The sequence below is a fragment of the Streptomyces sp. LS1784 genome (assembly GCF_020103755.1).
Lineage (GTDB): Bacteria > Actinomycetota > Actinomycetes > Streptomycetales > Streptomycetaceae > Kitasatospora.
On the sequence record NZ_JAHSQD010000271.1, the window covers coordinates 1 to 10936 of the forward strand.

Below are 10936 nucleotides of genomic sequence, written 5' to 3' on the forward strand. Positions count from 1 at the left end.
AGCGGCGCACCCGCCGCCGGGGCGTCCTCGCCGCGGTGACGGCCACCGCGGTGCTGGTCGCCGTCGGGGCCGTCACCACCGGTCTGAAGACCCACCTGGACGGTGACACCGACCCCGCTCGCGCCGCCGACGTCAGGTCATCCGCCGGATCCCCGGTCCCGTCCGTGGCCCCGCCCCTGTCCGCTGCCGTCGCTGCTGCCGGGGCGAGCCCGTCCGGGTCGACCGGCGGGACGGACCCGAGCACCAGCGCCCCGATCACCGTCGCCGTCCACCCGTCCGGCTGGACCACCAGGTGCGACCAGTACGTGGTCAACCGCCCGCCGTCCGAGGTCCCCCGACCGCCCGCCGTGCCGGACGTGCCGGGCTGGGCCTCCCAGGTCGGTGCGGTGCCAGGCCGCTACCAGTCGGTCAAGCTCACCGTGCAGGGCACTGGCTGGGACACCGTGCTGCTGACGGGCCTCAACGTCCGGATCACCCGGATCGCGGCCCCCCTCGCCTGGAACGTCTACTCCATGGGCGAGGGCTGCAGCGGTGGAGTCGGCGTTCGCTCCTACTCCGTCGATCTGGACGCGGCCCGCCCCGTTCCGGTCGTGGCCAAAGGCAGCAGCGCCAGCCTGCCGGTCAGGGTGACCGAGAGCGACCCCGTGGTCATCGAGGTCACCGCCGAGACCGCCTCCCACGACGTCAGCTGGTACCTGGAACTGGAGTGGGCCACCAGTAACCGGAGGGGGATGCTGCCCGTGGACCTCGGCCATGGCACCCCGTTCCGCACCAGCGCGGTGAAGGACCGGCCGCTGTACGCCTACCCGGCCGGCGGGCAAGCCTGGGAGCCGGCCCCGTCCCAGCAGTGACGACGACGCGGCCGGGGACGGGAACGGTCCGGCCGGCCCACGTCGACTCCGGTGAAGCCGTGGAGCGTGCTCGCAGGGTGCTACGGGGTTGGGGACGAGCGTGTTGTGGGGGAGGCCCTGCGAGCGCTTGCCCCGGGGCTCGCCGGCGTCGTCCCGGCGGCCTTCGGCGGGCAACATGCCGAGCGGGTGGGGCAGGTTGCGCAGCACCTGACGGCGGTGGCCGCCCAGATGGTGGAACAGGGCTTCGTGGACGGCGCGTTCACGGCCGCCGCGTTGGAGGAAGCTCGTTCTGCCTGTGAGTTGTGGTCGCGTTGCCTCGTCGAACGGCGCCGAGGCCTTCGGTAGCCACTCCACCGAGGACATCGCGGCCGATGGCCTCGCCGGGTGCGCGCGCACCGGGTGACGGGCCGGGCCGTCCGCGGGGCCCGGGCCGTCCGCGGGGCCCGGGTGTCAGGCGGTCAGGCCGTCCAGTTCGGCGGCCCAGTCGATCAGGGTGTCCTCCGACCCCTGCGGCACCAGCGTGAAGGTCTCCCGGCGGAGCCAGCGCCGGACCTGTCGGGACGGGAGGTCGACGAGGACGACGCTGCCGCATCCCCGGAGCATGATGCGCAGGGAGGCACGGCCGTGGCAGGTGCAGGGCGGCCAGATGCGGACGTTGCCGAGGCCCGCGGGCTTCTGCAGGCCCTCCCACAGGAGGTCGCGGGAGAACTGCCAGGTGCCCGCTTCCGCTGCGGGGCCGAGGAACTCGAGTGCGACGGCGAACGGGTCGTCGCTGCGGTAGCCGAAGCGCACCGGGATGTCGACGGACTCGTGCTCGCCGAGGACGAGCCGGGCGTCGAGGACGATGCCGGTGCTGGTCACCTCCGGGCGGGGCTGGGGGCTGGAGAGGGAGTGGTGCGGGGGCATGGGTTCTCCTGGGCGGTGTAGGGGCGGGGCCGAGAGGGGCCGCCGTCCGGGCCGGCGTGGCCGGGCGGTGCGGTGTCCGATCGGGACGGGGCACGCCGGACGGTCGGGGTGTCGGTGCCGGTGACGGTGCGACGCTCTCGCCTCGGGCCCTGGGAGCTGCCGAGGAGCAGGGGGAGGCGGAATCGCTCCTCAGGCTAGGAAGAGGTGTCGGCACGGATGTTCCGGCCGTGCACCGCGAGGTGACGATCCGCGCACCCTTCGCCCGGCGTACCGGACGGGGTGCGGGCTGAGGCTGTGGGACCTGCTGCAGGTGCCCCCGGAGGGACCGGCCTGACCTGGGGCGTCGTCGAAGCGCCGTTGCTACAGAGTGATGAAGCTTCGTCCGGCAATCCCTACGTCGGTCGGTGGTCAACGGTTCGGTGCGCGGCGAGAATATCCACTACGAGCTGCCGCTCATCCCCCCGGCGACCTGTGGGTTCCGGACACGCTGAACCCGCGAGCCGACACGAACGGACAAGAACGAGCACCATGCACGAGCTGACGACGAACGACGGCGTGCGCCTGGCCTACCGCGACAGCGGTGGCGACGGGGTCCCGCTGGTGATGCTCCACGGCTGGGGGCAGACACAGGAGATGTTCCGCCACCAGGTCGAGGGGCTGGCGTCGGGCCGGCGCGTCGTGACGGTGGACTTCCGCGGCCACGGCCGTTCCGGCAAGCCGCGCCACGGCTACCGGGTCGCGCGCCTGGCCCGTGACGTCCTCGGCCTGGTCGACCACCTGGGCCTGGACGCCTTCGACGCGCTGGGCTGGTCGATGGGCGCCTCGGTGTGGTGGAGCTTCGTCGACCAGCACGGCACCGGCCGCATCCGCCGGCTCGTCCTGGTCGACCAGCCGGCCGCGGTGGCGGCGGTGCCCTGGATGACGGAGACGGAGCAGCACGAGTCCGGCGCCCTCTTCGACGTCGCCGGGCTCCTGGAACTGGGCGCCGCGCTGGCCGGCCCGGACGGCTCCGAGGCCCGCGAGGACTTCGTCCGCTCGATGTTCAGCGGCGACACCGACCCGGACCTGATCGCCTTCGTGACCGAGCAGATCCGCTCGACCCCGGCGTACGCGGGCGTCCCGCTGCTCTTCGACCACTGCGCCCAGGACTGGTGCGACGTGCTCGACCGCATCGACGTGCCGACCCTGGTGATCGGCTGCGGGAGAAGCCACGTGGACCCCGCCTCCCAGCGCTTCATCGCCGAGCGGATCCCCGGCGCCCGCCTCCACGTGTTCCCGGCGAGCTCGCACTTCCCGTTCCTGGAGAACCCCGGCGCGTTCAACGCCGTCGTGGAGGAGTTCCTCTCCTGATCCCTCCGCCGCCGTGACCGCCCAGCGGCGCGGCGGGCCGCCCTCCCCGTACCTGAAACGATTCGAACCGGTCGGAGCCTCCCGTGATCCCGTCGGGTCCCTCACCCATGCCCGAAACCCAGTACCACCAGCTCGACCAGACCGCCCCTGAAGGTGGCAGCGGCTGCATCGACATCCTCTCCCCACCGCCCGGAACCGACCCCGAGGACTGCCTCTACGTCGCCCTGCACGTCCACGGTGCGGCCTCCGTCCGGCGCCACGGTGTCAGCACCGTCCTGGCGCCCGGGGACCTGCTGATCGGCACCACCGCGCACCCGGCGGGCCTGCTGAAGGACGCCGAGTGCCGGATGGTCCACTTCCGCGTCCCCTGCTTCTACCTGGGCGTCCGGCACGGCGACGTCCGGCGCACGGGCGGGCTGATGGCGCGGGGGAACGAGGGCATCGGCTCGCTCGCCTCGCAGGTGCTGCGGACGCTCGCCACCCAGGCCCGGGCGCACCGGGCCCGGCCGGGCAACCACCTGGCGCGCAGTGTCTCCGACATCGTCGCGATCCTGGTGAGCGAGCTGCTGGAGCGGGAGGGGCCGGAACAGGCGAGCGGTGCGGCCGAGCTGCTGGCGCGGATCCGGGCCCACATCGAGGAGAACCTCGCCGATCCGGACCTCGCGCCCGAATCGATCGCCCGCTCGCAGCACATCTCGGTGCGCTACCTGCACAAGCTCTTCCAGCAGGACGGGACGACCGTGGGCCAGTGGGTGCGGCAGCGCCGGCTGGACGCCTGCCGCAGGGAACTGGAGCGTCCGTCCCGCCGGCAGACCAGTGTCTCCGCCGTCGCGCACCGGTGGGGCTTCGTCAGCCACTCCCACTTCAGCCGGGCGTTCCGCGACGCCTACGGGGTGTCGCCCCGCGAGTGGCAGGCCTACGCCGCACAGGCCGACGACCGCAGTCCGGCCTCCTGACTCCTCCGCCGCGGCCTCCTCCACCGAGACCTCCTCCGCCACGACCTCCTCGCCACCCCGCCGCCTGGCGACAACGCCTGCCCGTTGACCGTGCGCCTCGCCGTCCGGCGCCATCCGAAAGGCCGCCATGCCCTCCACCAGGCCCACCGTCGTGCTCGTCCACGACGGCTGCTCCGACGCGACCACCTGGTTCGGCGTCATCGCCGAACTCCACAGACGCGGCCTGACGGTCCTCGCCGTCGCGAACCCGCTGCGCGGACTGGCCCACGACGCCGCCTACCTGGCGTCCGTCGTCGCGGACATCGGCGGCCCCGTCGTCCTGGTCGGCCACTCCTACGGGGGAGCCGTGATCACGGAAGCCGGGGCCGCCCCGAACGTCGTCGCGCTGGTCTACGTGGCGGCCTACCTCCCCGACGTGGGAGAGAGCCACAACGCGCTCGCGAGCCGCTTCGACCCGTCGCCGCTCATCCCCCGGCTGCGGCGTACGGAGTTCACCACGGACGGCACCGAGCGGGCGACGGAGCTCAGCGTTCCCCGGGAGTGCTTCCGGCCGTTCGTCGCGGCCGACCTCGACGCGGAGGTGGCCCAGGTGCTCGCCGTACTCCAACGCCCCGTCGCTGAGCGGGTGCTCACCGACGCACCGACGGTGGCGGCTTGGCGCGCCACGCCCTCGTGGGCCCTGGTGACGGGGGCCGACCAGGCGCTGCCCCCGTCGATCCAGCGCTTCACGGCACGGCGCGCCGGCGCCACCGTCCTCGAACTGCCCGACGCCTCCCACGCGGTGGCCGTCTCCCGGCCGACCGCGGTCGCGGAACTCATCCACGACGCCGCCAGGTCGCCTTCCGTACGACGGTGACGCACCCGAGCGCGGGAGCGGCACCCGGCGGGCGGTGAGACGGACAGGCCGTTGCCCGGGTGCGGGTGCGGACCGGAGAGCCGCACGCGCTGGTGGGCGGCCGGGCGACGAGGGGCCCGGCCGCCCACCGGCGACCGCGTCACGCCGGTCACCGGCCGGTGTGGATCTCCGCGATGTAGCCGCCCGGGAACTGGACCATCGCGCTGTCCCGGCCGCCGGCGTGGACCGGCCCCCACAGCACCGAGGCGCCGGCGGCCTTGGCCCGCTCCAGGGTGGCGCCGAGGTCCGTCACGCCGTAGCCGGTGAGCTCCCGGCCGAACGGGTGGGGCAGGTGGCCGTCCGTCACCGCGACCGTGGTGGTGCCGAACCCGGAGGTGAGGCGGATGAGCCGGTACGTCGTGCCGGGCAGACCGAGGGCGGCGCCGTCGGCCTTCCGGTCGTCGGAGACGATGCGGCCCCTGGTGAAGGCGACGTAGCTGTCGAGGAAGGCGCCGACGGCGTCCGGTGAGAGGTAGAGCCGGTTCTCCGGCACGCTCGCCGGGGCGGGGTAGGACGGCGGGGTGGTGTGGACGTAGAGCTGGGCGTTGATCCCGCCGGGGAACTGGACGACGGCGTCGCGGCCGATCGGGTCGGCGAACGGTGCCACGGTCACGGCCGCGCCGTCGGCGCGGGCGGCCCGGACTGCCTGGTCGAGGTCGGTGACCAGCCAGCCGGTGCGCTCGGTGCCGAACGGGTACGGGATGGGCGTGGTGTAGTCGAACACCGACAGCGTGCCCACCGGGGACACCACCAGCTCGGACAGCGTCCGACTGGGCGTCGGGGTCACCTGGGTGGAGACCGGTCCGATCGTGGTACCGCCGAAGGTGGACGTCCAACTGGCCACGAAGGCCTGCTCGGTGCCGGGTGCGACGTAGACGTGGGTGCTGTCGTACTGCGGGCCGACGGCGAACTGCTGGTGGGCGCCCGGCGGCTTCGCCGGGTTGCTCTGGGTTGCCGAGGCGGCGGGGACCGCCGTCAGCGCGGCGACAGCCGCCACCAACGGGACCACGCGCCGGGCGAATCGAAGCTTCACGGGTGACCTCCTGATCGTGGTGCGCGCCCGGCGCCCGCTTGGAGCGGGCGCCGGGCGCGGGTCTGGGGCCCGGGCCGGGCGGGGTGTTGGGCGGGGCCCCGTTGGGGGCCCGGCCCGCCCGCCGCCGGCGGCACCGACATGGGACGGCCGGCCGCGGTCGGGGGTGACGCGGCCGACCGGGTCACTTGGCGAGGAAGGCCAGCAGCGCGGCGTTGACTTCCTCGGCGTGGGTCCAGAGCAGGCCGTGCGGCGCGCCCTCGATCTCGACGTAGTCGGCGGCGGGCAGCGCCTTGTGGAAGGGGCGCGCGGTGTTGTCGATCGGCAGGGTGCGGTCGCCGGTGCCGTGCAGGATGAGGGCCGGGACGTCGATGCGGGTGATGTCGGCGCGGAAGTCCGTGTACCAGGTGGACGGCGCGGCCGAGGCAGCGAAGGCACCGCCGGAGGTGGCGACGTTCCAGCTGTTGCGGACGGCCTCCTCGCTGATCCGGGTGCCGAGGTTCTCGTCGAGGTTGTAGAAGTCGTTGAAGAAGCCGGTGTAGAAGGCGAACCGGTCGGCCTTCACGGCGGCGACGATGCCGTCGAAGAACTCCTTCGGCGCGGCGCCGTCCGGGTTGTCGTCGGTCTTCAACAGGAACGGCTCAAGGGAAGCCAGGAAGGCGACCTTGGCGATGCGCTCGGAGCCGTAGGTGCCCACGTAGCGGGCGACCTCGCCGGTGCCCATCGAGAAGCCGACGAGCACGGCGTCGCGGACGTCGAGGGTCTCCAGCACGGTGTTCAGGTCCGCGGCGAAGGTGTCGTAGTCGTAGCCGGTGGTCGGCTGCGAGGACCGGCCGAAGCCGCGGCGGTCGTAGGTGATGACCCGGTAGCCGGCGTCCAGCAGCGCGGCCTCCTGGCGCTCCCAGGAGTCGCCGTTCAGCGGGAAGCCGTGGATGAGGACGACCGGCTGGCCGGTGCCGCGGTCCTCGTAGTGGAGGTCGATGGAGGTGGTGTTCTCCTGGCCAACGGTGATGTACGGCACGGGTTTTCCTTTCCTTACGGCAGCGTGTGGCTGCGACGGGTCACACGCTAGGGCCGTCCGCCGTCGGCCGATTGCCTCTGAGAGCACCCCGAGTCGTCCGAGAGTGCTGTGGCCGGGAGCACCCGCGGGGACGGACAGGTGACAGCGGCTCGACCCCCGCATCCGGTGCGCGGACCGACCGTCGACAGTGCGCGGTCGGGACAGGCCCCGGGCCCGTGCGTTCCTAGCCTGATGGCCGAAGAAGTCAGTGATCCGAAGGCCTCGGTAAGGCCCAGTAAGGATTCAGTCATGACGACGAACGACACGCCCACCGTCGTGCTCGTGCACGGCGCCTTCGCCGACGCCTCCAGCTTCGCCCGGGTGATCCCCGAACTGCTGGCCGACGGACTGAAGGTGGTGGCGCCGGCCGTGCCCAACCGCAGTCTGACCGGCGATTCCGCCTACATCGCGTCGGTGGTCCGGCGGATTCCCGGGCCGGTCGTGCTGGTCGGCCACTCCTACGGCGGCGCGGTGATCACCGTGGCGGGCGCCGAGGAGAACGTCAAGGGGCTGGTGTACCTGGCGGGTTACGCGCTGGAGGAGGGGGAGAGCCTGGGTGAGCTGCAGGGCGGCTTCCCCGCCTCCGACCTCGCCTCCGCCCTGGTGTACAGCCCCTTCCCGCTGGAGGACGGGAGCGGTGAGGGCACCGACGTCTCGGTGGAGGTCGACCGTCTTCCGGCGATCTTCGCGGCCGACGTCGACCCCGAGCTCGCCCGGGTCCTCGCCGTCACCCAACGGCCGCTCGCCGCAGCGGCGTTCGGCGAGGCCGCGCCCACCGCCGCGTGGCGGACCAAGCCGTCCTGGGGGATCGTGGCCACCGCCGACCGGACCCTCAACCCCGATGTCCAGCGGTTCGGCTACCGGCGCGCCGGGACCACCACGGTCGAGGTCGACTCCTCGCACCTGGTGATGCTCTCCCACCCCGAGCGGGTCGCCGACCTGATCCGCGAAGCCGTCCGGTCCGTGGACAACTGACCACCCCACCCCCGAGAAACCCGAGAAACCCGAGGAACACCATGACCAGCCAGCAGCCGCGACTCCACCAGCACGGCCCCGAGATCCAGCAGTTCGGCACCGTCACCCAGCTGCCGATCGCGCTCTCCCACGACGCCCGGCAGTACTCGTGCCAGCGGCTCAACCGCGTCCTCGCGGACACCCAGTTCCTGTACGCGCTGTACAAGAAGTACCACTGGGGCATGCGTGGGCCGACCGCCTACCAGCTGCACCTGCTCCTCGACAAGCACGCCCAGGAGCAGTTGGAGCTGGTCGACGCACTCGCCGAACGGGTGCAGAGCCTCGGCGGCGTCGCGGTGGGCGACCCCCGGCACGCCGCGCAGATCACGGACGTGCCGCGCCCGCCGGACGGCATCGAGAGTGTGTGGTCGATGCTCTCGCGCCTGCTCGACGCGCACGAGACCATCCTCGCCGACGTCCGTGACGCCGCCACCCGCACGGCCGAGCTCGGCGACGACGGCACCCAGGACCTCCTGGTCTCCCAGATCATCCGCACCGGTGAGACCCAGGTCTGGTTCCTCGCCGAGCACCTGGTCGTCACCCCCGAGAACGGGGCGTGACCGCGGGCCGGGCCTGTTTCGTCGGCGGGCCCGGCCCCGCTCCGTGCCGGGCCCGTTCGTCGGCGGGCCCGGCACCTGTCGTGCCGCCCACCGGCTCCGGCGGTACCCGCACGGTCGCCGGAGCCGTGCAGCCGACCCGTGGTCGGCTGCACCTGTCCACCCATCGCCCCTGGAGGTCCCGTGCCCGGACGCCATCCGTTCCCCGACCAGGGCCCTGCGGCGGGCGCGGACTGCGCCACACTCGACCTGGGCGGGCAACTCCAGCTCGGGGAAGGCAGGTTCATCGACCTGCCGGTGCGCTTCGTGTACTGCGGTGACCAGCCGTTCGCCGTGGTCATGGAGTTCCCGGGCTCCGACCCGGCGGTCGGCACGTGGGAGTTCTCCCGCGACCTGCTGTGGAAGGGCCTGCACAGACCGGCCGGGATGGGCGACGTGCGGGTCCTGCCGCCGTGCCGCTGCCACGGCCGCCGGCAGCTACGGATCACGCTCAGGGGGGAGGACGGCACCGCCTCGATCGACGTTCCGGTCGAGCCGGTGCGCAGCTGGCTGTGCGAGCGGAGCTTCGCCCTCGTGGCCCGTGGCAGGGAATCCGAACTGATCGACTGGGACGCCGAACTGAGCCGACTGGTCGGCGGCCGCTGAGACGACCGGTCCGGCCGCCACCCGATCGAGGGGTGACGACCGGACCGGTGGCCCGTGCGACGGCTGTCAGGCGAGCTTCTGGCAGAGCAGCGCGTACGGTCGCGCCGCCCACAGCTGCCACCAGGGCTGGCTGTAGGCCATGCCCGCGACGAACTCGTCGTCCGCGCACTGACCCTTGGCGAAACCGTACGAGAAGTCACCGCCCTTGGCCGCGGTGGGGCGGTTGTCGCCCTTGTCGAACCAAAGCGTGCGGGTCGAAGTCCCGAGCGGCGTTGCGGACTTGGCGCACAGTGCGCCCATCGTCCGGCCGTTGCGGCTGTAGCCGGTCATGACGGAGCCGGCGGGGCACTGGGCCTTGGAGTAGCCCGGCGCCCAGTCGGTGGTCACGTAGGTGCCGCCGTGGTCGACGACGAACGAGTGGCCGGCCTCCCACAGGTTCGCCTTCGTGACGTCCGTGCACAGGCCGTTGTCGCCGCCGAAGCTGAGCCCGACCAGTCGGCTGCCGTCCTGGCAGGACGCCTTGAGGGCCCACGGGTCCCAGTCCGGCCGGGTCTTCAGGTACGCGGACTGGTTGTCGTCGAACAGGCTGGCGTTGAGCGAGGCCCAGTTCACCAGGGGCGTCGGGGGCTGCCCGACGCTCACCGAGGCGAGCGGCCACTCGCGGTGGAAGGCGAGGAAGGGCAGGTCCGCCGACAGGATCGGGGTGCCGAGGATGGCGAGCTGCGCCATCAGGGCCCCGTTGATGTCGAGTCCGCCGTAGAGGGCCGCCGCGCCGTTGACGGCCGGCGTGGTGCCGGTGCCGTCGAGGACGATGGAGCCGTTGACGGTGGCGCGCAGGTACGGCTCGATGGAGGCCTTCACGCCGACCGTGTCGTACAGGGCGATCGAGCCTTCGGCGAGCAGCCCGGCCTTCGCCGAGGCGGAGCCCTTGAGGTTGAGGCGCAGCGGGGAGACGGTGGAGTTCCCGGGGTCGGTGGTGGTGGTCCAGCCCGGGCCCTTCACGTAGTCGGAGTGGACGCCCCACTGGCCGTCGTACGCCTGCTCGGCGTCGAGGCTGACGGTGCCGTCGGCGCTGATGTCGGCGGAGAGGGTGAAGGCCAGGTTGATGACGACGGGCAGGGGGCCCACCATCAGCACGGGGCTGGCGCTGTACTTGGCCAGCGGAATCCGGATGGGAGTGGTGCTCGCGGTGAGGTTCGCGCTGACGCGCCAGTCCGCGTGCGCGCCCAGGGTGAAGCCGACCCGGGCCTGCTGGGGGTCGATCAGGCCGAGGCCGCCCTGGTAGGAGAAGTCGATGGCCGGGTGGAGGGAGACCGAGCCGGAGAGCGTCGCCGAACTGCCGTCGGGCAGCGGGACGGTGGCGTTGGCGCTCAGCCCCAGGCTGCCGGACACGGAGCCCTGTCCGGAGGTCGCGCCGAAGTCGGTGGTGACCTGGACGCCGCCGATCTGGGGCTCGACCTGGAAGGTGCTCGGGCTGACGGCGCTCCGCAGGCTGGTGCTGGTTCCGCCGAGCAGTTCGGGGAGGGTGGCCGGGCGGGTGGTGACGGCCACCTTCCCGTCGGCGGTCGGCTGCACGCCGGTGACGGCGACCAGCGCGCCGTGCGGGGCCGCCGGGGTGGGCGGGCTGTCGATCAGCTGCCCGGGCTGGACGGCGGCCGCGGCGGCCTCGGGG

10 protein-coding genes and 1 pseudogene are annotated in these 10936 nt (G+C 72.9%); 7 read left to right on the forward strand and 4 right to left on the reverse strand.

Annotated elements, in window-relative coordinates; genetic code table 11:
- Positions 1-851: pseudogene (locus KS423_RS26465) on the forward strand (transcriptional regulator); the annotation flags it as partial.
- A 450-nt stretch (positions 852-1301) separates the two neighbouring features.
- Here KS423_RS26465 and KS423_RS26470 read toward each other — a convergent pair.
- Complete coding sequence (locus KS423_RS26470) at positions 1302-1757, reverse strand: SsgA family sporulation/cell division regulator (RefSeq protein ID WP_224282278.1); 456 nt, start codon at positions 1755-1757, stop codon at positions 1302-1304.
- Positions 1758-2285: 528 nt separating this feature from the next.
- Between KS423_RS26470 and KS423_RS26475 the strand changes: the two genes are divergently transcribed.
- From KS423_RS26475 to KS423_RS26485, 3 genes are all read left to right on the forward strand, one after another.
- Positions 2286-3107 carry an alpha/beta fold hydrolase gene (locus KS423_RS26475; protein ID WP_224282279.1) on the forward strand — a complete coding sequence of 274 codons (822 nt, stop codon included), beginning with the start codon at positions 2286-2288 and terminating at the stop codon, positions 3105-3107.
- Between the two features lie 107 nt (positions 3108-3214).
- Positions 3215-4063, forward strand: a complete 849-nt coding sequence (locus tag KS423_RS26480) for a helix-turn-helix domain-containing protein (protein ID WP_224282280.1) — start codon at positions 3215-3217, stop codon at positions 4061-4063.
- Positions 4064-4190: 127 nt separating this feature from the next.
- On the forward strand, positions 4191-4919 hold the full coding sequence (locus KS423_RS26485) for an alpha/beta fold hydrolase (protein ID WP_224282281.1): 729 nt from the start codon (positions 4191-4193) through the stop codon (positions 4917-4919).
- 148 nt (positions 4920-5067) lie between these two features.
- Here KS423_RS26485 and KS423_RS26490 read toward each other — a convergent pair whose 3' ends face one another.
- Both KS423_RS26490 and KS423_RS26495 read right to left on the reverse strand, forming a co-directional pair.
- The gene (locus tag KS423_RS26490) at positions 5068-5991 is read right to left on the reverse strand and encodes a VOC family protein (RefSeq protein ID WP_224282282.1); all 924 of its coding nucleotides are present in this window, start codon (positions 5989-5991) and stop codon (positions 5068-5070) included.
- Positions 5992-6172: 181 nt separating this feature from the next.
- Entirely contained in the window at positions 6173-7009 is an 837-nt protein-coding gene (locus tag KS423_RS26495; protein WP_224282283.1) for an alpha/beta fold hydrolase, read from the reverse strand.
- 288 nt (positions 7010-7297) lie between these two features.
- Between KS423_RS26495 and KS423_RS26500 the strand changes: the two genes are divergently transcribed.
- The 3 genes from KS423_RS26500 to KS423_RS26510 all read left to right on the forward strand — a co-directional run bounded on the left by KS423_RS26500 (position 7298) and on the right by KS423_RS26510 (position 9264).
- Complete coding sequence (locus KS423_RS26500) at positions 7298-8023, forward strand: alpha/beta fold hydrolase (protein WP_224282284.1); 726 nt, start codon at positions 7298-7300, stop codon at positions 8021-8023.
- Between the two features lie 41 nt (positions 8024-8064).
- Positions 8065-8622: a Dps family protein gene (locus tag KS423_RS26505; protein ID WP_224282285.1), complete on the forward strand. Its 558-nt coding sequence runs from the start codon at positions 8065-8067 to the stop codon at positions 8620-8622.
- Between the two features lie 180 nt (positions 8623-8802).
- On the forward strand, positions 8803-9264 hold the full coding sequence (locus tag KS423_RS26510; protein WP_224282286.1) for an SsgA family sporulation/cell division regulator: 462 nt from the start codon (positions 8803-8805) through the stop codon (positions 9262-9264).
- A 66-nt stretch (positions 9265-9330) separates the two neighbouring features.
- Here KS423_RS26510 and KS423_RS26515 read toward each other — a convergent pair.
- On the reverse strand, positions 9331-10936 hold a 1606-nt coding region (locus tag KS423_RS26515), incomplete at its 5' end, for a hypothetical protein (protein WP_224282287.1).

Coding starts and splice junctions, on each gene's coding strand:
- KS423_RS26505 (WP_224282285.1), top strand. CDS start 8,065: ATGACCAGCCAGCAGCCGCGACTCCACCAGCACGGCCCCGAGATCCAG.
- KS423_RS26475 (WP_224282279.1), top strand. CDS start 2,286: ATGCACGAGCTGACGACGAACGACGGCGTGCGCCTGGCCTACCGCGAC.
- KS423_RS26470 (WP_224282278.1), bottom strand. CDS start 1,757: ATGCCCCCGCACCACTCCCTCTCCAGCCCCCAGCCCCGCCCGGAGGTG.
- KS423_RS26485 (WP_224282281.1), top strand. CDS start 4,191: ATGCCCTCCACCAGGCCCACCGTCGTGCTCGTCCACGACGGCTGCTCC.
- KS423_RS26480 (WP_224282280.1), top strand. CDS start 3,215: ATGCCCGAAACCCAGTACCACCAGCTCGACCAGACCGCCCCTGAAGGT.
- KS423_RS26500 (WP_224282284.1), top strand. CDS start 7,298: ATGACGACGAACGACACGCCCACCGTCGTGCTCGTGCACGGCGCCTTC.